This window comes from Massilia paldalensis, from assembly GCF_044901715.1.
Lineage (GTDB): Bacteria > Pseudomonadota > Gammaproteobacteria > Burkholderiales > Burkholderiaceae_D > Telluria > Telluria paldalensis.
In genome coordinates this window covers 496,121-521,597 of sequence record NZ_JBJCIU010000001.1, presented here as the reverse complement: position 1 = coordinate 521,597, position 25,477 = coordinate 496,121, and the positions used below count along the sequence as shown (strand labels likewise).

21 protein-coding genes are annotated in these 25,477 nt (G+C 67.9%); 11 read left to right on the top strand and 10 right to left on the bottom strand.

Annotated elements, in window-relative coordinates; genetic code table 11:
* Positions 1–43: 43 nt before the first annotated feature.
* A complete protein-coding gene (yoaA, locus tag ACI1V7_RS02335) occupies positions 44–2,098 on the bottom strand; it encodes a DNA repair helicase YoaA (protein WP_404530170.1) in 2,055 nt (684 codons plus the stop codon).
* A gap of 17 nt (positions 2,099–2,115) precedes the next feature.
* Positions 2,116–2,316, bottom strand: a complete 201-nt coding sequence (locus tag ACI1V7_RS02330) for a YdcH family protein (RefSeq protein ID WP_036168848.1) — start codon at positions 2,314–2,316, stop codon at positions 2,116–2,118.
* A gap of 218 nt (positions 2,317–2,534) precedes the next feature.
* Between ACI1V7_RS02330 and ACI1V7_RS02325 the strand changes: the two genes are divergently transcribed.
* Positions 2,535–3,293, top strand: coding sequence for a PP2C family protein-serine/threonine phosphatase (locus ACI1V7_RS02325; RefSeq protein WP_404530169.1), 759 nt, complete (start codon positions 2,535–2,537; stop codon positions 3,291–3,293).
* 33 nt (positions 3,294–3,326) lie between these two features.
* Here ACI1V7_RS02325 and ACI1V7_RS02320 read toward each other — a convergent pair whose 3' ends face one another.
* From ACI1V7_RS02320 to ACI1V7_RS02295, 6 genes are all read right to left on the bottom strand, one after another.
* The gene (locus ACI1V7_RS02320; RefSeq protein ID WP_404530168.1) at positions 3,327–4,001 is read right to left on the bottom strand and encodes a hypothetical protein; all 675 of its coding nucleotides are present in this window, start codon (positions 3,999–4,001) and stop codon (positions 3,327–3,329) included.
* 44 nt (positions 4,002–4,045) lie between these two features.
* The gene (zapE, locus tag ACI1V7_RS02315) at positions 4,046–5,143 is read right to left on the bottom strand and encodes a cell division protein ZapE (protein WP_404530167.1); all 1,098 of its coding nucleotides are present in this window, start codon (positions 5,141–5,143) and stop codon (positions 4,046–4,048) included.
* Between the two features lie 71 nt (positions 5,144–5,214).
* Complete coding sequence (lpdA, locus tag ACI1V7_RS02310) at positions 5,215–6,648, bottom strand: dihydrolipoyl dehydrogenase (protein ID WP_404530166.1); 1,434 nt, start codon at positions 6,646–6,648, stop codon at positions 5,215–5,217.
* Between the two features lie 159 nt (positions 6,649–6,807).
* Positions 6,808–7,140: a PspC domain-containing protein gene (locus ACI1V7_RS02305; RefSeq protein WP_404530165.1), complete on the bottom strand. Its 333-nt coding sequence runs from the start codon at positions 7,138–7,140 to the stop codon at positions 6,808–6,810.
* Between the two features lie 60 nt (positions 7,141–7,200).
* On the bottom strand, positions 7,201–8,475 hold the full coding sequence (gene odhB, locus ACI1V7_RS02300; RefSeq protein ID WP_404530164.1) for a 2-oxoglutarate dehydrogenase complex dihydrolipoyllysine-residue succinyltransferase: 1,275 nt from the start codon (positions 8,473–8,475) through the stop codon (positions 7,201–7,203).
* An 80-nt stretch (positions 8,476–8,555) separates the two neighbouring features.
* The gene (locus ACI1V7_RS02295; protein WP_404530162.1) at positions 8,556–11,411 is read right to left on the bottom strand and encodes a 2-oxoglutarate dehydrogenase E1 component; all 2,856 of its coding nucleotides are present in this window, start codon (positions 11,409–11,411) and stop codon (positions 8,556–8,558) included.
* 339 nt (positions 11,412–11,750) lie between these two features.
* Between ACI1V7_RS02295 and ACI1V7_RS02290 the strand changes: the two genes are divergently transcribed.
* The 5 genes from ACI1V7_RS02290 to ACI1V7_RS02270 are packed head-to-tail and all read left to right on the top strand — an operon-like array spanning position 11,751 to position 16,181.
* Entirely contained in the window at positions 11,751–12,422 is a 672-nt protein-coding gene (locus ACI1V7_RS02290; RefSeq protein WP_404530161.1) for a PepSY-associated TM helix domain-containing protein, read from the top strand.
* 45 nt (positions 12,423–12,467) lie between these two features.
* On the top strand, positions 12,468–12,980 hold the full coding sequence (locus ACI1V7_RS02285) for a DUF2271 domain-containing protein (RefSeq protein WP_404530160.1): 513 nt from the start codon (positions 12,468–12,470) through the stop codon (positions 12,978–12,980).
* 9 nt (positions 12,981–12,989) lie between these two features.
* Positions 12,990–13,802 (top strand): DUF4198 domain-containing protein, encoded by an 813-nt coding sequence (locus ACI1V7_RS02280; RefSeq protein WP_404530159.1) that lies wholly within the window; start codon positions 12,990–12,992, stop codon positions 13,800–13,802.
* An 8-nt stretch (positions 13,803–13,810) separates the two neighbouring features.
* The gene (locus ACI1V7_RS02275; RefSeq protein WP_404530158.1) at positions 13,811–14,830 is read left to right on the top strand and encodes an FAD:protein FMN transferase; all 1,020 of its coding nucleotides are present in this window, start codon (positions 13,811–13,813) and stop codon (positions 14,828–14,830) included.
* A gap of 7 nt (positions 14,831–14,837) precedes the next feature.
* A complete protein-coding gene (locus tag ACI1V7_RS02270; protein WP_404530157.1) occupies positions 14,838–16,181 on the top strand; it encodes a sulfite reductase subunit alpha in 1,344 nt (447 codons plus the stop codon).
* A 7-nt stretch (positions 16,182–16,188) separates the two neighbouring features.
* Here the strand turns inward: ACI1V7_RS02270 and ACI1V7_RS02265 are convergent, their stop codons facing one another.
* On the bottom strand, positions 16,189–17,109 hold the full coding sequence (locus ACI1V7_RS02265) for an NADP-dependent oxidoreductase (protein WP_404530156.1): 921 nt from the start codon (positions 17,107–17,109) through the stop codon (positions 16,189–16,191).
* A gap of 100 nt (positions 17,110–17,209) precedes the next feature.
* Between ACI1V7_RS02265 and ACI1V7_RS02260 the strand changes: the two genes are divergently transcribed.
* Entirely contained in the window at positions 17,210–17,632 is a 423-nt protein-coding gene (locus ACI1V7_RS02260) for a winged helix-turn-helix transcriptional regulator (RefSeq protein ID WP_404530155.1), read from the top strand.
* Here the strand turns inward: ACI1V7_RS02260 and ACI1V7_RS02255 are convergent.
* A complete protein-coding gene (locus tag ACI1V7_RS02255) occupies positions 17,629–19,113 on the bottom strand; it encodes a carboxylesterase/lipase family protein (protein WP_404530154.1) in 1,485 nt (494 codons plus the stop codon). The genes ACI1V7_RS02260 and ACI1V7_RS02255 overlap by 4 nt on opposite strands.
* A 278-nt stretch (positions 19,114–19,391) precedes the next feature.
* Here ACI1V7_RS02255 and ACI1V7_RS02250 point away from each other — a divergent pair, with 278 nt between their 5' ends.
* The 4 genes from ACI1V7_RS02250 (at position 19,392) to ACI1V7_RS02235 (ending at position 25,458) form a co-directional block, all read left to right on the top strand.
* Positions 19,392–21,119: a methyl-accepting chemotaxis protein gene (locus tag ACI1V7_RS02250; RefSeq protein WP_404530153.1), complete on the top strand. Its 1,728-nt coding sequence runs from the start codon at positions 19,392–19,394 to the stop codon at positions 21,117–21,119.
* Position 21,120: 1 nt separating this feature from the next.
* Positions 21,121–22,542 (top strand): chemotaxis protein CheW, encoded by a 1,422-nt coding sequence (locus tag ACI1V7_RS02245; RefSeq protein WP_404530152.1) that lies wholly within the window; start codon positions 21,121–21,123, stop codon positions 22,540–22,542.
* Positions 22,543–22,675: 133 nt separating this feature from the next.
* The gene (locus ACI1V7_RS02240; protein WP_404530151.1) at positions 22,676–24,091 is read left to right on the top strand and encodes an OmpP1/FadL family transporter; all 1,416 of its coding nucleotides are present in this window, start codon (positions 22,676–22,678) and stop codon (positions 24,089–24,091) included.
* Positions 24,092–24,474: 383 nt separating this feature from the next.
* Positions 24,475–25,458 (top strand): polyprenyl synthetase family protein, encoded by a 984-nt coding sequence (locus tag ACI1V7_RS02235; protein WP_404530150.1) that lies wholly within the window; start codon positions 24,475–24,477, stop codon positions 25,456–25,458.
* Positions 25,459–25,477: the final 19 nt, after the last annotated feature.

The following is a 25,477-nucleotide window of genomic DNA, read 5'->3' as shown; positions in this document are numbered from 1 at the left end:
CCTTTGAAAAGCAACACCGGGCCCTGCCCCCTGCGGGCCAGCTTCAAACAGCCGGCGGCAGGTTCTTGAAGAAGTCGATGACCTCTTCCTGCACCCGCGTACGCTTGAACGGCGGCAGGCTCTGCCAGATGCGGCGGCCGTAGGGCTTGCTGATCACGCGCGGGTCGCACAGCATCAGCACGCCGCGGTCGTCGACGTCGCGGATCAGGCGGCCGGCGCCCTGCTTCAGGTTGATGATGGCTTCCGGCAGCGTGTGGTGGACGAAGCCGTTCATGCCCTTCTTTTCCATCACTTCGATGCGCGCGGCCAGCACCGGGTCGTCTGGCGGGGCGAACGGCAGCTTGTCGATGATGACGAGCGACAGCGCCTCGCCGCGCACGTCCACGCCTTCCCAGAAGCTCTGGCTGCCCACCAGCACGGCATTGCCGGCGTTGCGGAAGGAATCGAGCAGCTCGGTACGGCCGCGCTCGCCCTGCACGAACAGGGGGAAGTCCAGGCCGCGGTCGGCGAATTCCTGGCGCAGGCGCTCGGCCACGCGGTTGACGGCGCGGATCGTCGTGCACAGGAAGAAGGTGCGCCCGCCGGCCGCCTCGATCACGGGCAGCGCCATGTCGACGACGGCGTCCGTATAGCCCATCGTGTTCGGCTCCGGCAGCCCGGTCGGCACGTACAGGATGCCCTGCTCCGGATAATTGAAGGGGCTGGGCCAGGTGTGGGCCGGCTCGCCCGTCATGCCGAGCTGTGCCGTGAAATGCTTGAAGTCGTTCTTCACGGCCAGCGTCGCCGACGTGAAGATCCAGCTGCGCGGCGCGCCGGCGCGCTGGCCGGCGAAGATCGGCGCGATCGACAGCGGCGTCTTGTGCAGCTGCAGCGCGGAGGCGAAGGCCTCGACCCACAGCACGGCATCGTCGCCCTCGATTTCCTTGCCCTTCTTCGGCTCGGACTTCCAGGCCTTGTACTGCTCCAGCAGTTCGACGGCGCGCACGCGGCACTGTTCCAGCGTCTCGGCGCGCTCGGCGTTTTCTTCCAGCACGTCGATCAGGCCTTCGAGTTCTTCCTTCAGCTTTTCCAGCGCGGGGAAGAACCCGGAATCCGGCGCGATCTGGGGCAGCGACAGGCGCGTGCCGCTATCCGGGAAAGTCAGGCGCAGGTCGCGCGCCGCCTTTTCCACCGTCGTCACGGCCTTGGCCCAGTCGACGCCGGCGCGCGCATGCGCCAGGCCCTCCGCCAGCACGTCGCGGCACAGTTCCAGCACCTGGGAGGTCGAGACGGAGGTGCCGAAGAACAGCGTGGCCACTTCCGGCAGCTGGTGCGCCTCGTCGAAGATGATGGTATTGGCCGACGGCAGCAGCTCGGCCATGCCGCCTTCCTTCAGTGCCACGTCGGCGAAGAACAGGTGGTGGTTGACGACGACGACGTCCGCCTGCTGCGCCTCGCGGCGCGCCTTCATCACGAAGCAATCCTGGTAGTACTGGCATTCCTGGCCCAGGCAGTTCTCGCGCGTGGACGTCACCAGGTTCCAGACCGACGCCGTTTCCGGCACCTTGGTCAGCTCGGACTTGTCGCCCGACTGGCTCATCTTGACGAAGCGCGAGATCTCGCGCAGGTGGCCGACGTCGTCGCGCGAGGTCAGGCGCCCGTTCGACAGCGTGCGCTCCAGGTGGTAGTGGCAGACGTAGTTCGAGCGGCCCTTGAGCAGCGCCACCGAGACGGGCGCGCGCAGCGCGGCGCGCACGTTCGGGATGTCGCGCGAGAACAATTGGTCCTGCAGGTTCTTGGTGCCCGTCGAGACGATGGTCTTGCCGCCCCACAGCAGGGCCGGCACCAGGTAGGCGAAGGTCTTGCCCGTGCCGGTGCCCGCTTCGGCGATCAGCGTGCCCTGGGTGCCGATGGCGTGCGCGATGGCCTTGGCCATCTCGGTCTGCGACTGGCGCGGCTTGAAGCTGCCGACGGCGGGCGCGAGTGGGCCGCCGGCGCCGAAGATGCGGTCGACCTCGGCATCGTACTTGCCGGGCGCCTGCTCGGGCGCCGTGCCGGCGGTGTCGGGAGAAAGCGGTGCGCCGGCATCGAGGCCGGCTTGAGGAAGATGGTCGGTCAAGGGAAAGCGGAATTCGATCAGGCCGGAACGTCCGGCACCAGCTGCATTTTCAGCAGCGTGATGTGGTCCTTCAGCTGCAGCTTGCGCTTTTTCAGGCGGCGCAGCTGCAATTGATCGGTGTGACCGTCACGGGTCAGCATGTCTATGACAGCGTCGAGGTCGCGGTGTTCCACGTCGAGTTCAATAATGCGGCGCTGGATCTCCTGGACGTCGATCATGTCAATTCCGAACAATATCTAAAGGCTGGGGTGGGAGGGATGCGCGGTCCGCCAAGCCGTGGCGGAGCGGCTCCTGGGCATTAGCGTCTTGCAATTACCGGCTTGCAACTATAGTGCAACTCGGTGCATAGTTTAATCTACCCCGCCGTTGCCGCCAACAAAGATCGGCAAGGCGGCCCCGGAAAGCGACGCTTTGGTCCCTTATTTTCCATGGTTTCATGATGCCGTATAAAATCGAAGCAGGCACCGCCCAGCACATCGGCAACCGGCCCCGCCAGAACGACCGGGCCGCCTTGATGAAAGGCGCCTGGGCGCCGGGCTATGTGCTGGCCGTCCTGTCCGACGGCATCGGCGGCGCGGACGCGTCCGAACAGGTGCTGCACACGGCCAGGCAGGTATTCGACGCGTTCAAGCCCGGCGACCGCCCCTCCATCGCGCGCCTGCACCAGTTGCTGCGCGACATCGTCCAGGAAACCCACCTGGTCATCAAGATGAATGCGGTGACGACGCAGGCCGAGGCCCACGCCAGCTTCGTCGGCCTCGTATTGACGCCGCACGGCGAGGCGGCCTGGACGCACGTGGGGGATTCCCGCCTGTACCACTTCCGGGACGGCAGCTGCGTGGCCCGCACCGGGGACGCGGCCTATGTCGAGCACCTCGTGTCGAGCGACCGCCTGCCGCCGGACGCGGCCAGGAACCACCGCAAGTCCAAGCTGCTGCTGAATGTCCTGGGTAATAGCCGCAAGGAACCGTTCATCACGGTCGGCCACCATGCCGGCCTGGCGGCGGGCGACGTCTTCCTGCTGTGCTCCGACGGTTTGTGGCACTTCTTCACCGACGCCGAGCTGGGCGCCGTCACGGCCCGCAACACGCCGCGCCAGGCGTCCGGGAGGCTCATCGACAAGGCCGGCGAACGCTCGCAAGGCAAGGGCGGCAACTGCACGATGGCGATCGTGAAACTCGTCGACGCTGCGTAGGAAGGACGCCGCACCCTCCCTGCGCACGCCACATCATTTGCCGGCAGCCGCGTCCTTGGCCTTCTGCTCCGCTTCCTTCGCTTCCTTGGCCGCGCGCTCGGCCTTGCGCTGTGCCACCTTGGCCTGGCGCTGCTCGGACTCGGCCTTGCGCTGCTCGTAGTTGCGGACGTTCTCGGCGCGCTTGCCCGCCTCCTGCGCTGCCTTGCGCTCGTCCGCCTGCACCCGCTTGGCGTGGTCGGCCTGGCGCTTGGCCAGCGTCGGCGTCGGCGGGGCGGCCGGCGGCTTCGGCTCCGCCGTGGGTTTCGGCGGCTGGGCGGCGAGCTCGGCTTCCTTCTCCTGGAAGCGGCGCTCGGCCTCGGCCACCTGGCGGTCGCGGCTCTCGACGATGGCTTCGCGCTTGAAGCGCTGGGCCTGCACCTCGATGGCGCGCTGGGCCGCCAGCGCCGTGCGGCGCTGTTCCTTGGCCTCGTCCAGGCAATTATTCACGAAGAACTTGGCATAGCAGACGGTGATCCGGGCATTGAAGCGGGCCTCGATGCCGGCACGCTCGCGCGCCACGGCGGCCAGCTGCTGGTCGGCCTCGGCGACCGAGGTCACGGGCGGGGGCGGCGTCTCGTGCGGCACGGCCTCGGGGGTCGTACCGCAGGCGGCCAGCAGCATCGTCAGGCTCAGGGCCAGGATGCTGCCGATGGAAAAACGGTTAATCATCGGTTCCTCTTGGTGGGCATCAATCAAACATCGCCGTACAGGCATCAGGCCAGCGCATCGGCGGCGCCGCGGCGGTCGGCCAGCATGTACTCGCGCGACTGCATCTCGATGATACGCGACACGGTGCGGTGGAACTCGTTCGACATCGCGCCTTCCGTGTACAGCTGCTCGGGCTCGACCTCGGCCGACATGATCAGCTTGACCTTGTGGTCGTAGAACACGTCGATCAGCCAGGTGAAGCGGCGCGCCTCGGACGACATCGACGCGGACATGCGCGGCACGGCCGACAGGATCACGGTGTGGAACTGGCTGGCCAGTTCCAGGTAGTCGTTCTGCGAGCGGGGGCCGCCGCACAGGGTGGCGAAGTCGAACCAGATGACGCCGCCCGCCTTCCTCAGCGCCTTCAGCTCGCGCTGCTCGATGCGCACGCGCGGATCCTCGTCGGCCGTATCGGCCACCTTGGCGAAGGTGTCGCGCAGGGCCTTGTCGGCGCTGGCGCCCAGCGGCGTGTAGTAGGCCTGCACCTGCTCGAGCGCGCGGTGGCGGTAGTCGATGCCGGCATCGACGTTCAGCACGTCCAGCTTGTCCTTGAGCAGCGCGATGGTCGGCAGCATGCGGTCGCGGTGCAGGCCGTCCGGGTACAGCGTGTCCGGGTCGTAGTTCGACGTCATCACGAAGGAGACGCCGTACTCGAACAGCTTGGACAGCAGGTTGTACATGATCATCGCGTCGGCGACGTCGCTGACGTGGAATTCGTCGAAGCAGATCAGGCGGTATTTCTTGGCGATGCGCTTGGCGACTTCGACCAGCGGATCCTCGACGCCCTTCAGTTCGTCGAGCTGGCGGTGCACCGCGCGCATGAATTCGTGGAAGTGCAGGCGCGTCTTGCGCACCACGGGCACGACCGAATAGAAGCTGTCCATGAGGAAGGACTTGCCGCGTCCGACCCCGCCCCACATGTAGACGCCGCGGGGCACCTCGGGACGGTTGAGCAGGCGCTTGAGCGTGGACGAGCGCTGCGACTTGTACTGCACCCACTCGTCATAGGCCTGCTGCAGGCGGTCGACGGCGCGCTGCTGCGCGGCATCGGACTTGAATCCGCGCTCGGTCAGCGCGTGCTGGTAATACTCTTGGACGTTCATGGGATGGACAACATAAAAATGTGGGGTGGACGGCGACGCCGTCCACCCCACGCCCGGTCATGCGGCCGGGATTAGAAGTTCAGCGAACGCTTGTCGACGGCGAGCGCGGCTTCCTTGGTCGCTTCCGACAGCGTCGGGTGCGCATGGCAGATGCGGGCGATGTCTTCGGCCGAGGCCTTGAACTCCATCGCGACCACGGCTTCCGAGATCAGCTCGGAAGCGACCGGGCCGACGATGTGCACGCCCAGGATCTCGTCGGTGGCGGCATCGGCGATGACCTTGACCATGCCGGTGGTGTCGCCCAGCGCGCGCGCACGGCCGTTGGCCATGAACGGGAAGGTGCCGGCCTTGTAGGCCACGCCGTCCTTCTTGAGCTGCTCTTCGGTGCGGCCGACCCACGCGATTTCCGGCGAGGTGTAGATCACCCACGGGATGGTGTTGAAGTTGACGTGGCCATGCTGGCCGGCGATGCGCTCGGCCACCGCGACGCCCTCTTCTTCCGCCTTGTGCGCCAGCATCGGGCCGCGCACGACGTCGCCCACCGCCCAGATGCCCGGCACGCCGGTGCGGCACTCGTCGTCCACGGCGATGAAGCCGCGCTCGTCGAGCTGCAGGCCGACCTTGTCGAAGCCCAGGCCGTTGGTGTTCGGCACGCGGCCGATCGAGACGATCAGGCGGTCGAACGTGGCGGTCTGCGCCGCGCCCGTCGCATCGGCGTATTCCACAGTGACGTTGTTGTCGCCCTTGGTGATGTTACCGATCTTCACGCCCAGGTGGATGGCCAGGCCCTGCTTGGTGAAGGCCTTGTGCGCTTCCTTGGCGATCTGCTGGTCGACGGCGCCCAGGAAGGTCGGCAGGCCTTCCAGCACGGTGACCTGCGCACCGACGCGGCGCCACACGGAACCCATCTCCAGGCCGATCACGCCGGCGCCGATCACGCCCAGCTTGGCCGGGACGGCGTCGATCGCCAGCGCGCCCGTGTTCGACAGGATGATCTTCTCGTCGAACGGTGCGTTCGGCAGTTCGCGCGGGTTCGAGCCGGTGGCGACGATGACGTTCTTGGCGCTGATGGTGTCCGTGGTCGGACCGGTCACGTTGATGGTGAAGCCCTCGCCTTCCTTGCCCGCGAAGGTGCCGCGGCCGTGGAAGAAGGTGACCTTGTTCTTCTTGAACAGGTAGACGATGCCGTCGTTGTTGGCCTTGACGACGCCATCCTTGCGCTTGAGCATCTGCGCCAGGTCCAGCTCCAGGCCCGACACGTTGATGCCGTGTTCCTTGAAGGCGTGGCCGGCGTGCTCGAAGTGCTCCGACGACTGCAGCAGCGCCTTCGACGGGATGCAGCCGACGTTGGTGCAGGTGCCGCCCAGGGCCGGACCGCCCTTGGCATTGACCGCATCGTCGATGCAGGCGGTCTTGAAGCCCAGCTGGGCTGCGCGGATGGCGGCGACGTAGCCGCCAGGACCGCCGCCGATCACGACGACGTCGAATTGTTTTTCAGTGCTCATCAATCGATTCCTTTATGGACCCACCGTCGCCCCTGCGGAGGCGTGCTAGTGCCACTGGCACTATCACCCCAATTGTTCGGCATGGCCGGCAACTTAGATCCCCGCCTGCGCGGGGACGACGTGCATGGGTTTTCGTATTCGTTCGATCGTACCGGCCGATCACTCTTCCGGCACGAAGATCCACAACAACAGGTAAATCACCGCACCGAATCCGAAGGTAATGGTGAACAGCGTGAACACGAGGCGCCAGATCCAGGCCTCGACGCCCGAGGCCACAGCCAGGCCGCCGCACACGCCGCTGAGCCAGCGGTCGGTGCGCGAGCGCCGCAGCGCGTTCAGCTCGGCGGCGAAGCTGCCGTCGCCGGCCGCCGTCTTGTTCAGGTTCACGCGTTCCGAGGCCAGGACTTTCGCCTTGGCCTGTTCGAATTCGGCGTCGGTCAGGGCGCCGGCCTGGTGCAGTTCGTGCAAACGCTTGATTTCATCGGAGATCATGGTCTTCCTCCATCAGACAACACAACACGGCACCGGGCACGGGCCCTTCCCAGCGGCGAATTACAGGTCGAGCAGCAGGCGGGCCGGATCTTCCAGCGCTTCCTTCATGGCGACCAGGCCCAGGACGGCTTCGCGGCCGTCGATGATGCGGTGGTCGTACGACATCGCCAGGTAGTTCATCGGGCGGATCACGATCTGGCCGTTTTCCACCACGGCGCGGTCCTTGGTCGCGTGCACGCCCAGGATAGCCGACTGCGGCGGGTTGATGATCGGGGTCGACAGCATCGAGCCGAACACGCCGCCGTTCGAGATCGAGAACGTACCGCCGGTCAGGTCTTCCAGGGTCAGCTTGCCGTCCTTGGCCTTGGCGCCGAATTCGCCGATCTTCTTCTCGATGTCGGCGATCGACATCTGGTCGGCATTGCGCAGGATCGGGACGACCAGGCCGCGCGGCGAACCGACGGCGATGCCGATGTCGAAGTAGCCGTGGTAGATGATGTCGTTACCGTCGACCGAGGCGTTCAGGATCGGGTACTTCTTCAGCGCGTGCACGGCGGCCTTGACGAAGAAGGACATGAAGCCCAGCTTGACGCCGTGTTCCTTCTCGAACTTGTCCTTGTACTTGTTACGCAGGTCCATGACCGGCGCCATGTTCACTTCGTTGAAGGTGGTCAGGATCGCGTTGGTCTGTTGCGATTGCAGCAGGCGCTCGGCGATACGGGCGCGCAGGCGGCTCATCGGCACGCGCTCTTCCGGACGGTCGCCCAGGTTCGGGGCCGGTGCGGCGACTTGCTGCAGGGCCGGCTTGGCAGCCTGCTGTGCCAGCGGGGCCGGGGCGGCCGGTGCGACGGCCGGCTTGCCGGCGACGGCGGCCAGGGCATCGCCCTTGGTCACGCGGCCGTCACGGCCGGTGCCGCTGGCATCCGAGGTCGTCAGGTTGTTGTCGGCCAGGATCTTGGCGGCGGCCGGCATGGCGACGTCCGACTTCGCACCGCCGGTGGCGGCGGCCGGTGCCGATTGCGGCGCGGCGGCGACGGCCGGGGCGTTGTCGACCGGGGCGGCGGTGATCGCGATCGGGCTGGTCTGGGCCGAGGCTTCGGTATCGATGATGGCGATGGTTTCGCCGGCAACGACGGTGGCGCCGTCGTTCTTGATGATTTGCACGATCACGCCGGCGTTCGGGGCCGGCAGTTCCAGGACCACCTTGTCGGTCTCGATGTCGATCATGTTCTCGTCGCGCGAGACGGCCTCGCCGACTTTCTTGTGCCACGACAGCAGGGTTGCTTCCGCAACGGATTCCGACAGCTGGGGTACCTTGACTTCGATTTGTGCCATTTAAAACTCCAAATATTTATTCTGTGCGAAACCCCGCGCCGGAAGGCGCGGGGCCGGTCATGACGCTGCGCTAGTTACGCTTACTTGGTGAGCACGAAACCCTTGAGTTTCGCGAACGCGGTATCCAGCAACTCCTTCTGCTGCGCCACGTGCTTGTCGGCATAGCCGACGGCCGGGGCGGCGGAAGCGGGGCGGCCTGCGTACGACAGGCGCTGGCCGGCTTCCATGCTTTCGAAGATGTTGTGCTGGATCTGGAACCACGGGCCCTGGTTCTGCGGCTCGTCCTGCGCCCACACGACTTCGGTCGCGTTCGGGAAGCGCTTGAGCTCCGCCTGGAACGCCTTGTGCGGGAACGGGTACAGCTGCTCCATGCGGATGATCGCGGTGTCCGTCACGTTGCGCGTCTTGCGGGTGTTGACCAGGTCGTAGTAGACCTTGCCCGAGCAGACGATCACGCGCTTGACCTTGTTGGCGTCGATCTTGTCGTCCAGTTCGCCGATGACGGTCTGGAAGCCGCCCTTGGCCAGGTCGGTCAGCGGCGAGCCGGCGTCCTTGTTACGCAGCAGCGACTTCGGCGTGAAGATCACCAGCGGCTTGCGGAACTGGCGCACCATCTGGCGGCGCAGCAGGTGGAAGATCTGGGCCGCGGTGGTCGGCTGGACCACTTGCATATTGTGGTCGGCGCACAGCTGCAGGAAGCGCTCGATACGGGCCGACGAGTGTTCCGGACCCTGGCCTTCGTAGCCGTGCGGCAGCATCAGCACGAGACCCGAGGCACGGCCCCACTTCACTTCGCCCGAAGCGATGAACTGGTCGATGACGACCTGCGCACCGTTGACGAAGTCGCCGAACTGGCCTTCCCAGATGGTCAGGGTGTTCGGTTCGGCGGTCGAGTAGCCGTATTCGAAGCCCAGCACCGCTTCTTCCGACAGCACGGAGTCGATCACGGTGAACTGCGCCTGGTTGTCCTGGACGTTGGCCAGCGGCAGGTAGATGCCCTGGTCCCAGCGCTCGCGGTTCTGGTCGTGCAGCACGGCGTGGCGGTGCACGAAGGTGCCGCGGCCGGCATCCTGGCCCGACAGGCGCACGGCGTAGCCCGAGGCCAGCAGCGATGCGTAGGCCAGGTGTTCGCCCATGCCCCAGTCGAGGTTCATCTCGCCGCGGCCCATCGTGGCGCGGTCGGCCAGCACCTTCTCGACCAGCGAGTGCAGCTTGAAGTTTTCCGGCACGGTCGTGATGCGCTGCGACAGGCGTTTCAGCTCGGTCAGCGGCACGGCGGTGTCGGCGGCGTCGGTCCACTTCTTGTTCAGGAACGGCGCCCAGTCGACGGCGTACTTGTTCTTGAAGTCGGTCAGGACCGGATCGACGGTGGTCTTGCCGGCGTCCATCGCGTTGCGGTAGGCCGCGACCATCTGGTCGCCGCCGTCCGCAGGGATGGTGCCTTGCGCCGACAGCTTGTCCGCGTACATCTTGCGGGTGCCCGGGTGCTTGGCGATCTTCTTGTACATCAGCGGCTGGGTCAGGGCCGGGGTGTCCTGCTCGTTGTGGCCCAGCTTGCGGTAGCAGACGATGTCGACGACGACGTCTTTATGGAACTCGGTGCGGTAGTCCATGGCGATCTGGGTCGCCAGCACGACGGCTTCCGGATCGTCGCCGTTCACGTGCAGCACCGGCGCCTCGATCATCTTGACCACGTCGGTGCAGTACAGCGTCGAACGGGCGTCGCGCGGGTCCGAGGTGGTGAAGCCGATCTGGTTGTTGATGACGATGTGGACGGTACCGCCGGTGCCGTAGCCGCGGGTCTGGGCCAGGTTCAGGGTTTCCATGACCACGCCCTGGCCGGCGAAGGCGGCGTCGCCGTGCACCAGGATCGGCAGCACTTCCTTGCCCTTGCGGTCGCCGCGGCGTTCCATGCGCGCCTTGACCGAACCCTCGACGACCGGGTTGACGATTTCCAGGTGCGACGGGTTGAACGCCAGCGACAGGTGGACGGGGCCGCCCGGGGTCGAGATGTCGCTCGAGAAGCCCTGGTGGTATTTCACGTCGCCCGACGGCAGGTCGTCGGCGTGCTTGCCTTCGAATTCCTCGAACAGGTCGGCCGGGCTCTTGCCCAGGGTGTTGACCAGGACGTTCAGGCGGCCGCGGTGGGCCATGCCGATGACGATTTCCTGGACGCCCTGCTCGCCGGCGCGCTGGATGACTTCATCCATCGAGGCGATGAAGGATTCGCCGCCCTCCAGCGAGAAGCGCTTGGCGCCGACGTACTTGGTGTGGAGGTAGCGCTCCAGGCCTTCGGCCGCGGTCAGGCGCTCGAGGATGTGCTTTTTCTTTTCCGCGGTGAACGCCGGGGTCGAACGGATCGACTCCAGTTTTTCCTGCAGCCAGCGCTTCTCGGTCGGATCGCTGACGTACATGAATTCGGCGCCGACGTCGCGGCAGTAGGTTTCGCGCAGCATGTTCAGCAGGTCGCGCAGCGAAGCGCTTTCCTTGCCGAAGTAGGTGTTGCTGATGTTGAACACGGTGTCCAGGTCGGCTTCGGAGAAACCGTAGAAGGACGGGTCGAGTTCGGGAATCGTGGGACGTTCCTGGCGCTGCAGCGGGTCCAGCGTGGCCCAGCGCGAGCCGAGGTAGCGGTAGGCGGCGATCAGCTGGGTGACGGCGACGCGTTTGCGGCCGAGTTCGGCGTCCGGGGAAGCGGAGACGGTGCGGATCGGGCCCTGCTTGGCGCGTTCGGCGAAGGAGGCGATCACGGAGGAGTGGTCGACGTCCGGTTTTTCGCTGCCGTCGACGGCAGGCATGTGCTGCATCGCGTCGAAGTAAGCGCGCCAGTTGTCCGGGACCGAGCCCGGATTGCTCAGGTACGCTTCGTACAACTCTTCCACATACGGCGCATTACCGCCGAACAGGTATGAGTTGGCGTTATATTGTTGCATCATTCTTGCTCACCTTTCTTCGCGTTTCGCGAGGTTGGGGCGGGTTAATCTAACCTTCCGCGACACGGCCTGACCGGTTAGCGGATCGCACTACTACTCAAGTTGTGGGGGAAGGACTGGTAAGAACTTCGAGGCACATCAATGCAGCGAACTGCCTAATTTGCGCACGATATTGTAACGCAACGATGTCAAAGCGGTTGACTCCGCAGCCACATTTAATTTGTTACTAAAATACAGTTACCCGCGTTTGTATTTTATTAGCGGAATTACACAAAACCATCTGCCTAAAGTCGGGTCCCCTGCCGAGTTGACCCAGTAAATGATAATGGTTATCATTTACGGATGGACTCCATCGGCCCCTCCCATTCCGCTTCGACCGCCGCCGCCCCCGCCCTGCCGGGCGCGCGCCGCGCGCTGTTCCTGCGCCAGCTGCACCAGTGGCACTGGATCAGCTCGGCCATCTGCCTGATGGCCATGCTGCTGTTCGCCTTCACCGGCTTCACGCTGAACCACGCGTCCCAGATCGAAGCGAAACCGGAAGTCGTCCGCCAGAAGGCGACGCTGCCGGCCCCGTTGCGCGCCCAACTGGAGGCATTCGCGGCAGGCCACCCGGACGCCAAGCTGCCGCTGCCGGCGGAACTGTCGAACTGGGCCGAGGCCACCTTCCCCGTCGACGTGCGCGGCGTGCGCGCCGAGTGGAGCGAGGAGGACGCCTACGTCGCCCTGCCCCGTCCGGGCGGCGACGCCTGGCTGCGCATCGGCGCGGACGGCCAGGCCGAATACGAAAAGACCGACCGCGGCTGGATCTCGTGGCTGAACGACATGCACAAGGGCCGCAATGCCGGCACCGTATGGAGCTGGTTCATCGACATCTTCGCCATCGCCTGCGTCGTGTTCTGCATCACGGGTTTCCTGATCATGAAGTACCACGCGGCCAACCGGCCCTCGACCTGGCCCGTGATCGGCCTGGGCATCGTGCTGCCGGCCGTGATCGCGCTGCTGTTCGTCCACTGAACCGTCCATCGAACCATTTTCGTCAACCACCGTCCGAAAGGCCTTATGAAACTGTCCCACTCGCTCGCCCTCACCCTGCCGCTCGCGTCCGGCTGGGCGGTGGCCGCCGACCTGTCCGTCAAGTTCGAGCTGCCGCAGCTGAACGTGGCCGAATACCACAAGCCCTACGTGGCGATCTGGATCGAGCGTCCGGACCAGACTGTCGCTTCCACCCTGTCCGTGCTGTACGACGTCAAGAAAAACAATAATGCGGGCGAAAAATGGGTCAAGGACCTGCGCACCTGGTGGCGCAAGGCCGGCCGCGATGCCAAGCTGCCGATCGACGGCGTCAGCGGCGCCACCCGCGCCGCCGGCACCCATACGCTGAATTTCGGCCCGGCCATCACCGGGCTGGACAAGCTGCCGGCGGGCGACTACAAGCTCGTCGTGGAAGCGGCGCGCGAAGGGGGCGGCCGCGAACTGGTGCGCGTCCCGTTCACCTGGCCCGCCAAGGGCAAGGTGTCGGCGGACGCGTCCGGCAAGGAAGAACTGGGCAAGGTCGCCGTCGCGATCCAATAAGGAGACAGCATGCGCAACAACAAAATGATCAAGCAGCTCGCCATCGCCGTCGCCCTGGCCGGCGTCGCCGTGGCGGCCCAGGCCCACCGTCCGTGGATGATCCCGAACACGTCCATCATCGAAACCGACCGCGAAGCCTGGGTCACGATCGACGGCGCCATTTCCGAAGGCCTGTTCGAGAACGACTTCATGCCGCTCAAGCTGGACGGCCTGACGGTGACGGGCCCGGACGGTGCCACCGCCCCGGCCCCGGCCGCCGTGATGGGCAAGCACCGCTCCAGCGTGGACATCCTGCTGCCCAAGGACGGTACCTACCGCATCACGCTCGGCGCCAACAACGTCATGGGCAGCTACAAGCTGAACGGCGAAACGAAGCGTTTCCGCGGCAACGACGCCCCGCCGGCGGGCGCCACAGACGTCAAGACCACCACGACCGTCCAGCGCCAGGACACCTTCGTCACGCGCAACAAGTCCAGCGACGGTGCGCTCAAGCCCACCGGCAGCGGCCTGGAGATGGTCGCCCTGAGCAACCCGACCGAGCTGCGCGCCGGAGAAACGGCCAAATTCCGCTTCCAGCTGGACGGCAAGCCCCTGGCCAACTTCCCGTTCAGCCTGATCCCGGGCGGCGTCAAGTACCGCGGCACGCTCAACGAAACCCGCTTGACGACCGATGCCAACGGCGAAGCGAGCTTCACGCTGCCGGCGCCGAACATGTACTGGCTGAGTGCGGCGTATCCGGCGAATGCGCCGCGCGGCCCGGGCGTCGAACAGCCGGCCAAGCGCTACAGCTATTCCGCGACGTTCGAGATCCTGCCGGAGTAAGCGCTGACGTGGAACGCGCCGTCCTGATCCCCGCCGCCATCGATCCCGTGCTGCCGCCCTCGGGCAGCCGCCCGCACACGCTCGCGGGCACGTCGATGGGCACGGGCTGGTCGGCACGCTTCATGGTGCCCCCATCCGCGCCGCCGGGACTGGAAGGCGGCCTGCGGCGCCTGCTGCAGGCCGAACTCGACCTCGTGGTGGCCCAGATGAGCCACTGGGAGCCGGATTCGTTGCTGTCCCGCTTCAACGCGGCGCCGGCCGGCAGCTGGATCGACCTGCCCGACGCCTTTTACGACGTGATCGACTACGCCTTGCGGGTGCGCGACGATACGCACGGCGCCTACGACCCGGCCGCCGGCGCGCTGGTGAACCTGTGGGGCTTCGGCCCCGTGCGCCGGTACGACCAGGCCGGCTTCTACGCGCCGGCCGCCGACGCCGTCGCCGCCGTCATGGCGCAGCGAGGGGCGGCACGCGTCGAACTCGACCGCGAACGGCGGCGCCTGCTGCAACCGGGCGGCGCCCTGCTCGACCTGTCCTCGGTGGCGAAGGGCTACGCCGTCGACCGCCTGACCCTGTGCCTGGACCGTCATGGCCTGCGCCACCACGTCGTCGAAGCGGGCGGCGAACTGCGCGGCGCCGGCGTCAAGGAAGACGGCCAGCCATGGTGGGTCGAGGTCGAAGGCGTGCCGGATGCGGACACGCCGCAGGCCGTCGTCGCCCTGCATGGCCTGGCGATCGCCACCTCGGGCGACTACCGCCGTTATTTCGAGCCGGTCCAGGGCCGGCGCGCTTCGCACACGCTCGATCCGCGCACCGGCTGGCCCATCGCCCACGACACCGCCTCCGTCACCGTGCTGGCGCCCACGTGCATGGCGGCCGACGCGCTGTCCACGGCGCTCACCGTGCTGGGTCCGGAAGACGGCCTGGCCTTCGCCGAGGAACGGGCGATCGCCGCCCGCTTCCTGGTGCGGCGCAGCGCCGGCCTCGTCGAGTCCAGCTCGTCCGCCTGGCGGCAGTTGCTCGAATGATTCTCGAATGATGTTCACGACCGAACCCCTGCGCTGGGGCGGCGCCCTGGCGCTGACCGGCAGCTACCTGGCGCTGTGCGCCGGCATCTGGCGCGCCCAGTGGCGCAACCGCGCCGCGGCGAGCGCCCCGGCCGACTGGCTGGTGGTGTACGCCAGCCAGACGGGCAACGCGCACTACCTGGCCGAGCGCAGCGCCGAACTGCTCGCCACCGGCGGACTGTCGGCCCGCGCCGCCTGCATCTCCACGCTCGACCTGGACGTGCTGCGCGGCGCCACGCGCGTACTGTTCATCGCCGCCACCTACGGCGAAGGCGATGCGCCCGACACGGCCGCGCCGTTCGCCGGCCGCCTGATGGCCGCCGGCGCGGACCTGGCGCACCTGCACTATGCCGTGCTGGCGCTGGGCGACGCCAGCTATGCGAACTACTGCGGCTTCGGCCGCGCCCTGGACGCCTGGCTGGCGCAGCAAGGCGCCGCGCGCCTGTTCGAGCGCATCGACGTCGACCGCGGCGACACCCGCGCGCTGGCCGCGTGGCAGCACCACGTGGGCCGCCTGGCCGGCACCGCCGACGCGCCCGACTGGGAGGCCCCGGCCTACGGCGCATGGCGCATCGGCGAGCGCCTGTTGCTGAACCCCGGCAGCGCCGGCGCGCCGCTGTACCGGCTGGCACTGCTGCCGGTGAGCGGCAGCCTGCCCGCCTGGGAAGCGGGCGACCTGGCCCAGGTGAGCCCGCCGTCCGACCCGGGGCACCCGCGCGAGTACTCGATCGCCTCCATCCCGTCCGAAGGCCGGCTGGAACTGCTGGTGCGCCTGCAGCGGCGCGAGGACGGCACGGCGGGCGCCGCCTCGGGCTGGCTGTGCGAAGGCGCCGCCAGCGACGATGCCATCCAGCTGCGCATCCGCGCGCACCAGCGCTTCCGCCTGGGAGAAAATGCGCGCCGCCCGCTCATCGCGATCGGCAACGGCAGCGGCCTGGCCGGCCTGCGCGCCCTGCTCAAGGCCCGCATCAACGCCGGCGTGGACGACAACTGGCTGCTGTTCGGCGAACGCAACGCGGCGCACGACTTCCTGCTGCAGGACGAGCTGCAGGGCTGGGCCGACGCCGGCTGGCTCAAGCGCCTGGACCTCGCCTTCTCGCGCGACGGGGCGCAGCGCCGCTACGTGCAGGACCTGCTGCGCGCCGAGGCCCGCCAGCTCGCCGACTGGGTCGAGCGCGGCGCCGCCCTCTACGTGTGCGGCAGCCTGCAGGGCATGGCGGGCGGCGTGCACGAAGCGCTGGCCGAGATCCTGGGCGAGGAAACGCTGGACGCGCTCACCACCGCCGCGCGCTACAGGCGCGACGTGTACTGAGCGCCGCTCACGGCCGGATCAGCACCTTGCCCGTCTTGTTCGCCTCCTGCGCAAGCGCCGCTTCCGCCTGCGTGTAGATGCGCGAGATGTGCGGCACCAGCTCCCCGCGCGCCACCATGGCGACGACGTTGTCCAGCTTTTCGCGCAGGGTGCCCGGTCCCGTGCCGCCGGCCAGGAACGCGGCGCGCACGCCCTCCGGCGGCGCAGGCGGCTGGTCGAACAGGCTGAACACGCGGCCGCCCGGCTTCATGGCCGGGTAGACGCGCGCGATGCTCGCCGCGCTGACGCCGTCCACCACCAGGTCGATGTCGTGCAGGCCGCGCGCGTAGTGCGGGTCGGCATAGTCGAGCACCTCGTCGGCGCCCAGTTCGCGCACGAAGGCGGCCTTGCCGGCCGACGCCACGCCGATCACGTGGGCGCCGATGCGGCGCGCCATCTGCACGGCGAAGTGGCCCACGCCGCCGGCCGCGCCCTGCACCAGCACGCGCTGGCCCGGCTGCAGCTCGCCCAGGGCGATGATCGCCGACCATGCCGTCAGACCCGCCACCGGCAAGGACGCCGCCTGCTCGAAGCCGACGCCGTCCGGAATGCGCGCGACGTCGGCCGCATTCACCTTCACGTATTCGCCATAGCCGCCCGTGTTGGGCATCAGGCCGCCGAACACGCGCGTGCCCGGCGCCAGGTCCGCGCCCGCGCCCGCCTCCACCACCGTGCCGGCGAAATCCGAACCGGCCGCGTACGGGCGCGGCGCGTACTCGCGCAGGTAGCCTTCGCGCACCCGCTTGTCGACCGCGTTCACGGAGCCGAATGCCACCTTCACCAGCACTTCGCCGGGTCCCGGCGCCGGGCGCGCGACCTCGTGCACCTCCAGCAATTCCGGTCCGCCTTGGCCGTTCACCAGCACCGTCTTCATCGTTTGTTCCATCATGGCTCTCCACATAAAAGGAAGCCGCATGATAAATTTCGGGCAAACGGCGTCAATTAGGCACCGCCCCGTCACCAGGTCACCCCGAGGTAACCAGTCAACCATGAAGATGTCGAACGAAGAAGCGCTGCTGTCGCCCTGCCGCGCGCGCGAACTGCTCGCGGACCTGCAGCTTGCGGACAAGTGGACCACGCTGATCCTGTACGGGTTGCTGGAGGGGCCGCTGCGCTTCAACGAGATCCGCCGCCGCATCGACGGGGTATCGCAGAAGATGCTGTCGCAAAGCCTGCGCGGCCTGGAGCGCAACGGCCTGGTGGCGCGCGCCGTGATGGACACGGCGCCCGTCACCGTCGAATACAGCCTGACGCCGCTGGGCCGCACGCTCGACGTGCTGGTGCGCACGATGTTCGACTGGATCGGCGCGCACGAGGAGGAACTGCTGCGCGCCCAGGCCGACTACGATGCCCGCCAGGGCGACGGGCCGCGTCCGTCCGTGCATGCGCACGGACTCATGATCCGCCGCTAGCGGGCGGCCGCCTGCGCGGGCGGCGCCGCGCGCGCCGCGTCGATGTCGGCGCCCCACGGATCGCGCTGGGCCACCGCCTTGCCGTCGGCCGAGAAGTCCATGATGGCATCCTTGCCCGCGTCGTAGCGCGGCCAGGACGGCAGGCGCTTGCCGTTCGGGTCGCCCGTCCTGGCGAAGTTCACCAGGTAGGCGCTCATTGTCTTGCCCATGCCGATGTCGCGGCGCGTGGCCTGCTCGCCGTACTTGACGTCCGTGGTGGCGAAGAAGTACGGGATGTCGGTCGCATGGCGGGCGCCGCCCGCGGCCGCTTCCTTGCCGAGCGAATCGGCCACGTAGGAGAAGCGGTAGGCGTACACGGGCACGCCCTGGCGCGCCAGCGTGGCGGCCAGGCTGCGCGCGCCGGCCACCATGAAGCCGGTCTTGCCGCCGATGTCGGCGCTGGTGGCGCCGATCATCACGGGCACGCGCGCGAAGCGGCCGGCGTTGAAGGCGGCGAGCGAATCGACGGCCAGGCGGCCGTCGACGAACGGCCCCGTGAAGGCTTCCGGCCCCGCCGCGCCGCGCCCGGCCAGGTTCATGCCGTCGACGATGGCGTCGGGCGGCAGCGCGCGCAGCTTCTCCAGCGCCTGCGGGTCGTCGGCCGCGATGCCCTTGGTGGCGCCGAACGTTACGCCGGCCTGTTCGGCCTTGGCCAGGCCCGGATCCTGGGTGCGGCCCTCGCCGCCCGACAGCACGGCCGCCTTGGCGAACAGGCCCTGCGCCAGCGGCGACGTCAGCAAGGTGTTGACGGCCATGCCGCCGGCCGACTCGCCGATGATGGTGACGTTGGCCGGGTCGCCGCCGAAGGCGCCGGCATTGCGCTGCACCCACTTCAATGCGGCCAGCTGGTCCATGAACGCGTAGTTGCCCAGCAGGCTGTCGCCCGCCTGCGCCTCGCGCGTCAGCTGCGGATGGGCGAAGAAGCCGAAGCGTCCCAGGCGGTAGTTGAAGCTGACCACGACGGCGCCCTGCTTGGCCAGCGGCGCGCCCGAATAGGTCGGCGGCGACGATCCGCCGTTGACGAAGCCGCCCCCGTAGATCCAGACGATCACGGGCAGCTTGCCCGCGGCCTTGGCGTGCGTGGGCTTCCAGACGTTGACGAACAGGCAGTCCTCGGACGGCGCCGTGCCCAGCGGCGCGGCGTCGCTGGGGAACGGCAGCTGCATGCAATCGCTGCCGTAGCTGCGGGCGTCGCGCACGCCGTCCCAGGCCGCCACCGGCTGCGGGGCGCGCCAGCGCAGCGGGCCGACGGGCGCCTGCGCGAACGGGATCCCCTTCCAGCTGGCGACGCCGTCCGCGCTGGCGCCGGCCACCTGGCCGCTGTCGATCCTGGCGAGCGGCCCATCGGCGGAAGAACCGGAAGCTGCCGCGGTCGCGGCGCCGCCGGCGGCCAGGCATGCCAGCGCGAGCGCCAGCGAAGTAAGGGAATGGGAACGGGGCATCGTACGGGTCTCCTCGGTAAAAGGTATAGGGCCGGGCGAACGCTGCGCCCGGCAGGCGTCCCGATGCTAACCATGGGTTGCCATGGCGTCAATCATGCAGCGCGCAACCGTCCGCGGGCGTCAATACGACGAAATCGTCATTTTTCGTGCACAAGATTGAAATAGATGTGGTATTTCCACTTGGAAAATGATTAAATTAACAGACTTGTTTCCCGATGGCTATTTTTCGTGTGTGCTCAGCGCTTCGGGACTCACCTCTGGACAACCGACCGACCACCATGAAAACGACGACCGTGGAACACCATCCCTCCCAAACCGACAAACGCCTGGACATGGCACTCGCTGCCCTGGACGCCATCAACCGCACCCAGGCCGTCGCCGAATTCGACCTGAACGGCCAATTGCTGCACGCGAACCAGAACTTCCTCGACACGATGGGCTATACCCGTGCCGAAGTGACGGGCCGCCACCACCGCACGTTCTGCACCCCCGCTTTCGTGGCCTCGGAAGACTATGCCGTGTTCTGGCAGGCGCTGGCCCAGGGCCATCCCTGCAGCGGCGACTACATCCGGGTCGGGAAGAACGGCGTCACCGTGTGGGTGCGCGCCTCGTACAACCCCGTGTTCGATACCGAGGGCAAGCCCGTCAAGGTGATCAAGTTTGCCACCGACATCACGGCCGAGAAGGTGCGCCAGGCCGAATTCGAAGGCCGCATGCGCGCGCTCGACCGCGTGCAGGCCGTGATCGAGTTCGACCTCGAAGGCCGCATCCTGCACGCCAACCAGAACTTCCTGGACGCCACGGGCTACGGCCTGGCCGACATCGTGGGCCAGGAACATGCGATGTTCTGCGAACCGGCGTTCGGCCGCTCGCACGACTACCGCCTGTTCTGGAAGCACCTGGCCGACGGCCGCTTCCATGCCGGCGAATTCAAGCGCGTCGCCAGGGATGGACGCGTGATCTGGCTGCAGGCGACCTACAACCCGATCTTCGACGCCGAAGGCAAGCCCGTCAAGGTCGTGAAGTTCGCCACCGACATCACGGCGCAGAAGATGCGCGACGCCGAGACGCGCGGCAAGATCGACGCGATCGGACGCTCGCAGGCCATGATCGAGTTCGACCTGCGCGGCAACGTGCTGGCCGCGAACGAGAACTTCCTGCGCACCATGGGCTACGTCGAGGATGAAGTCATCGGCAAGCACCACAGCATGTTCTGCGATCCCGCCCACGTGAAGAGCGCCGCCTACCGCCATTTCTGGGCCAACCTGGCGCAGGGCCAGTTCCAGTCGGGCCGCTTCTGCCGCCGCGGCAAGCACGATGCCGACATCTGGATCCTGGCGACCTACAATCCGATCCTCGACGCCAACGGCAAGCCCTACAAGGTGGTCAAGTTCGCGATGGACGTCACCGAGCAGGTGCACCGCGAGGAGCTCATCCGCAACAAGATCCAGGCGATCTCCGGCGTGCTGAACGGCCTGACCCAGTCGATCGCCTCGATCGCGCAGGCATCGCAGCAGTCGTCCAGCCTGGCCAAGCAGACCCAGGGCGAGGCGGCGCAGGGCAGCAAGCTGCTGGCACGCTCGCGCGATGCGATGGAAGCGATCCAGACCTCGTCCGGCGAAGTGCGCGAGATCATCGACACCATCGGCGACATCGCCGGCCAGACCCACCTGCTCGCGTTCAACGCGGCGATCGAGGCGGCGCGCGCTGGCACCCACGGCGCCGGCTTCTCCGTCGTCGCCAACGAAGTGCGCAAGCTGGCCGAGAAGTCGGCGCAGGCGGCGCGCGAGATCGCCAAGCTGATCAACGAGACCGTCGGCCGCGTCGGCGAAGGCACGCGCCTGGCCGCCGAGGTCGAGGAGGCGTTCGCCAGCATCGTCCAGTCGGTCGCCGAGACCAGCACGTCGATCGGCCGGATCCACGCCTCGACCAGCGCCCAGGCCGGCGCCACGCAGGATGCGTCGGCCCTGCTGCAGGAACTGGAAAGCATCGCGACGGAGCGCTGACATGCATGCGCATCCTGCGGACCGCACGAACGGCACGGACGACGTGATGGGCCTGCCCGGCCTGCGCCTGGCCGAAGCGACCATCGGCGCCGTCCGGCTCGGCATCCCGGCCGCGGCCGTGGTGCAGGCCATTCCCGCGCCCCGGCGCAGCACGCTGCTGCCGCGCCGCCAGGGCGCCCTGAGCGGCATCGTCGACCATGGCGGCGCGCTGGTGCCCGTGGTCGACCTGGGCCGCTGGGTCGATGTCGGCAGCGCGCCGGCCCCCACCGGCCAGCCGCACGTCCTCGTGCTGCGCGCCGGCAGCGGCCTGCTGGGCCTGCGCGTCGACGCGGTCGGCGCCGTGGTCGAGACGGCGCCCGGCGCGGCCACGCGCCTGTACCACGACGACGATCCCGACGAAGTATTCCACAGCGCCGTGCGCCTGCCGGCGGAGGACGGCGTCCTGAGCCTGCTCGACGTCGACCGCCTGGCCGTGCTGGCCGCGGCCTGGAGCGACGCCGCCGGTCTCGCGACGGGCGCCGCCGACCCGGCGGCCGCGGGGTCGGCCGATCCTGGCCCGGCATGCGAGCTTCCCTTCGCCCTGCTGCGCGCGGGCGGGGCGCGGCTGGGCGTGCCGGCCGCCGACCTGGTCGAAGTCATTCCGATGCCGCCGCTGGAGCAGATCGGCGGCATCGGCGGCCTGGGCGGCGCCTACTGCATGTGGCGCGGCCGCCACCTGCCGGTGCTGGCCGGCGCCGACGTCCTGCCCGCCGAGCTGGCGGCGGGCGAATCCGCCCCGCTGCTGGCCGTGCTCGAACGAGGCGGCCTGGCGCTGGGCATCCCCGTCCACGCCGTCCTGCAGCTGGCCGGCTTCGATCCGGCGCTGGCCGTGGCCGGCGAAGGCTGCGTGGCCGGCGCGTTCGATGCCGACGGCCTCGTGCACCTGCTCGACTCCGCCTGCCTGTTCGCGCGCTTTCCCGAGGCGGCGCTCAGCCGCCCCGCCGACGCCGCGCCGGCCGCACGCCAGGGCGGCCCGGACGCCCAGGAAACGCGCAATGCGGTGGCCTACATCGTGTTCGAGGCGGACGGCATGCAGGCGGTGGCCATCGACGGCGTCGAACAGGTGACGGCGCTCGCCGCGCCGGCGCCCGCCACGCTGGAATGGCAGGGCCGGGCGATTCCCGTGGCCGACCTGCGCGGGGCGGACGGTGCCGGCGGCGATGGCGGCGCCCACCTGATGGTGGTGCGCGCCAGCGACCGCCACCTGGCCTGCGTGGTGACGCGCGTGCACGTGCTGATCCCGCCCGGCGACGGACGGCTGTACCGCATGGGCGGCCAGGGCGGCCGCCCGCTCGAGTTCATCACCACGGGCAGCGGCGCCGAACAGGCCAGCTACCGGACCGTCGACCTGGCGGCGCAGGCCGCCGCGCGGCTGGCGGCGTGAACGCTACAAATTCGATACAAAACTCCGTCGAGACTGTAATAGAACGGTCGTTCAAAAAATGATATGCTTGCGCCCGCCAGCCTCAGCCATCGAAGCCGGGGGGCAACATCCTCGATATAACAGGAGTGAGACAATGAATCCCAAGCAGCTTTCCCTCATCATCGCCCTGGCCCTGGGCGCTGCCTCGATGAATGCCGGCGCATCCGGCTACCGCTTCGGCTCGCAGAGCGTGTCGGCGCAAGGCACGGCCGAATCGAACGGCGCCGAAGCAGCCGACGCCTCGACCATCTTCGCCAACCCGGCCGGCCTGTCGCGCCTCGAAGGCCGCCAGTTCATGGGCGGCGTGACGGCGCTGGTGCCGCACTCGACCTTCCAGGACAGCGGCTCGACCCGCTTCACCCGCACCCCGACCGGCGGCAAGACCTCGCAGGACGACTATGCGCCGGAAGTGGTGGCTGCGCCGTCGCTGTACTACAGCCAGAAGATCGACGACCGCTGGACCGCCGGCGTGGGCGTGTTCGTTCCCTACGGCACCAAGCTGGACTATGACTGGAACTGGTCGGGCCGCTACGCGCTGACCAACATCAAGCTGGAAGCCGTGACGATCAATCCGTCCGTGTCGTTCAAGGTCAACGACCAGCACGCGTTCGGCTTCGGCGTCGACGCCGAATACATGAAGGCGCGCCTGGGCCAGGGCGTGGACGTGCCGGGCAGCGTCGCCGCCGCGCAGGCGAGCGGCACCGGTGCCGTGCTGGCGCGCCAGATCCTGGCGCTGGGCGGCAATCCGGCGGCGCTGGCCACGGCCGGCGACGCCCACGGCAGCGTCGAGGGCAAGGACTGGGGCTATGGCTTCAACCTGGGCTATATGTACTCGCCGACCGAGAGCACCCGCTTTGGCATCGCCTACCGCTCGTCGATCAAGCACGAGCTGAAGGGCGGCGCGATCTGGGACTTCTCCGGCGTGACGTCCGACCGCGTCGTGAACGGCGTGCTGCAGAACGCCTCGCACCGCGCCAACTCGGCCGCGCGCGTCGACCTGCGTACGCCGGAAACCCTGTCGATCAACGCCTTCCACCAGTTCGACGAGAAGTGGGCCGGCATGGCCGACGTGACCTGGTCGCGCACCTCGCGCATGGAAAACATCGACATCCAGTTCGTCGGCACCACCGAAGGCGACGAGACCATCCGCCAGCAATGGAAGAACACCGTGCGCGTCTCGCTCGGCGGCAACTACAAGCTGAACGAAGCCGTCACGCTGCGCGCCGGTATCGCCCACGACGACGCCCCGATCCGCAGCGACGCGCTGCGCCACGCCGCCCTGCCGGACGCGGACCGCATGCAGCTGTCGTTCGGCGCCAACTGGAAGCTGACCCCGAACTCCTCGCTCGACATGGCCTACAGCTACCTCGACTTCAAGGATGCCAACGGCAACTACAGCAACAACTGCAACCCGCTGGCGACGACTTGCACGGGCAACGGCGAAACCACGCGCGGTACGTGGAAGACCCATATGCAGCTGGTCGGCCTGGCGTACAACGTCAAGTTCTGATTTAGCGCACGGCGCTGCACGAAGCCGGCACGGGTTCATCCGTGCCGGCTTTTTTCATGGGCCGGCCGGATGCTGACCCGCTGTTGACCCGCTGATTCCTTACGGCATCTTTCAGAAATCCTCTCCTGCCTCTCCGCATTACTCCCGCCATGCCGCGTGGGTGATTTCATCAAATCTGTATAGACAAACCATCGCAAGCCAGTGTCCATGCGGGTTTGCGGGCCATCGACCGCCTCTGTCCCGCCTCGCGCTTTCCACCGAAAAATAGCTTGCTGAATGGGTCCGCACGTTTGAATGTGATTAATCATTCCTCAACTTTGTTTCCGGTATCATGGACTTTAAATTCATCAATTTTTCGTGGCCGGCATCGGCGGAGGAAACGCATGATCAAGCAGACATGGCGGTTCGAGGGTCTCGACGGTGGAGAAGACCTGGACGCGCTGCGCCAGGACATCGAAGAGCGCATGGCGGCACTGCTCGCCGACAGCGACAAGGCGGACCTGCTCACGCATGCGATGCGTGCCGGCACCCTGGGCGCGGGCAAGCGCATGCGTCCCCTGCTGCTGATGCTCGTCGCGCGCGACCTCGGCTGCGATTCGCCGGCCCTCGTCGACGTCGGCTGCGCCGTCGAGATGGTGCACGCGGCCTCGCTTATCCTGGACGACATGCCGTGCATGGACGATGCGCGCCTGCGCCGCGGCAAGCCGGCGATCCACGTGGCCTATGGCGAGGACATCGCGATCCTGGCTTCGGTGGCCCTGCTCAGCCGCGCCTTCTGCATCCTGAGCGCGGCCGAGGACATCCCGGCCGCCGTGCGTACCCGCCTCGTGTGCGCGCTGGGCGAGACGGTCGGCACGCAAGGCCTCGTGCGCGGCCAGTTCCTCGACCTGCACGGCGGCGCGCGCTCGGCCGCCGAGATCGCCGAGACCAATGAACTCAAGACGGGCGTGCTGCTTGGCGCGGCCGTCGACATGGCGGCCATCGTGGCCGAGGCCGACGAGCGCACCGCCCGTTCGCTGCGCGCCTTCGCGCTCGCGGCCGGCCAGGCCTTCCAGATCCGCGACGACCTCCAGGACGGCCCCGGCAACGACAGCGCCGTCACCGGCAAGGACACGGGCAAGGACGCCGGCAAGTCGACCTTCGTGAATACCCTCGGCGCCGAGGAAGCGCGCCGGCGCCTGCTGGCCCACCTGCTCGAGGCCGAGCGCCACCTGGACGCCGCCATCGGCGCGCGCCAGGGTGCGCGCCACGGCACGCGCCAGCTGCTGCGCAGCCTGTTCGGCCAGGCCCTGCCGGCGGCGCGCGCGGGCGAGTCGGCGCGGCCGGCCCGCGCGCCAGCGGACGGCATCGCCGCCGCGCGCGCCTGAGCCGCCCGTCCAGGCATCC

Coding starts and splice junctions, on each gene's coding strand:
- ACI1V7_RS02330 (WP_036168848.1), bottom strand. CDS start 2,316: ATGATCGACGTCCAGGAGATCCAGCGCCGCATTATTGAACTCGACGTG.
- ACI1V7_RS02325 (WP_404530169.1), top strand. CDS start 2,535: ATGATGCCGTATAAAATCGAAGCAGGCACCGCCCAGCACATCGGCAAC.
- ACI1V7_RS02320 (WP_404530168.1), bottom strand. CDS start 4,001: ATGATTAACCGTTTTTCCATCGGCAGCATCCTGGCCCTGAGCCTGACG.
- zapE (WP_404530167.1), bottom strand. CDS start 5,143: ATGAACGTCCAAGAGTATTACCAGCACGCGCTGACCGAGCGCGGATTC.
- lpdA (WP_404530166.1), bottom strand. CDS start 6,648: ATGAGCACTGAAAAACAATTCGACGTCGTCGTGATCGGCGGCGGTCCT.
- ACI1V7_RS02305 (WP_404530165.1), bottom strand. CDS start 7,140: ATGATCTCCGATGAAATCAAGCGTTTGCACGAACTGCACCAGGCCGGC.
- odhB (WP_404530164.1), bottom strand. CDS start 8,475: ATGGCACAAATCGAAGTCAAGGTACCCCAGCTGTCGGAATCCGTTGCG.
- ACI1V7_RS02295 (WP_404530162.1), bottom strand. CDS start 11,411: ATGATGCAACAATATAACGCCAACTCATACCTGTTCGGCGGTAATGCG.
- ACI1V7_RS02290 (WP_404530161.1), top strand. CDS start 11,751: ATGGACTCCATCGGCCCCTCCCATTCCGCTTCGACCGCCGCCGCCCCC.
- ACI1V7_RS02285 (WP_404530160.1), top strand. CDS start 12,468: ATGAAACTGTCCCACTCGCTCGCCCTCACCCTGCCGCTCGCGTCCGGC.
- ACI1V7_RS02280 (WP_404530159.1), top strand. CDS start 12,990: ATGCGCAACAACAAAATGATCAAGCAGCTCGCCATCGCCGTCGCCCTG.
- ACI1V7_RS02270 (WP_404530157.1), top strand. CDS start 14,838: ATGATGTTCACGACCGAACCCCTGCGCTGGGGCGGCGCCCTGGCGCTG.
- ACI1V7_RS02265 (WP_404530156.1), bottom strand. CDS start 17,109: ATGATGGAACAAACGATGAAGACGGTGCTGGTGAACGGCCAAGGCGGA.
- ACI1V7_RS02260 (WP_404530155.1), top strand. CDS start 17,210: ATGAAGATGTCGAACGAAGAAGCGCTGCTGTCGCCCTGCCGCGCGCGC.
- ACI1V7_RS02255 (WP_404530154.1), bottom strand. CDS start 19,113: ATGCCCCGTTCCCATTCCCTTACTTCGCTGGCGCTCGCGCTGGCATGC.
- ACI1V7_RS02250 (WP_404530153.1), top strand. CDS start 19,392: ATGAAAACGACGACCGTGGAACACCATCCCTCCCAAACCGACAAACGC.
- ACI1V7_RS02245 (WP_404530152.1), top strand. CDS start 21,121: ATGCATGCGCATCCTGCGGACCGCACGAACGGCACGGACGACGTGATG.
- ACI1V7_RS02240 (WP_404530151.1), top strand. CDS start 22,676: ATGAATCCCAAGCAGCTTTCCCTCATCATCGCCCTGGCCCTGGGCGCT.
- ACI1V7_RS02235 (WP_404530150.1), top strand. CDS start 24,475: ATGATCAAGCAGACATGGCGGTTCGAGGGTCTCGACGGTGGAGAAGAC.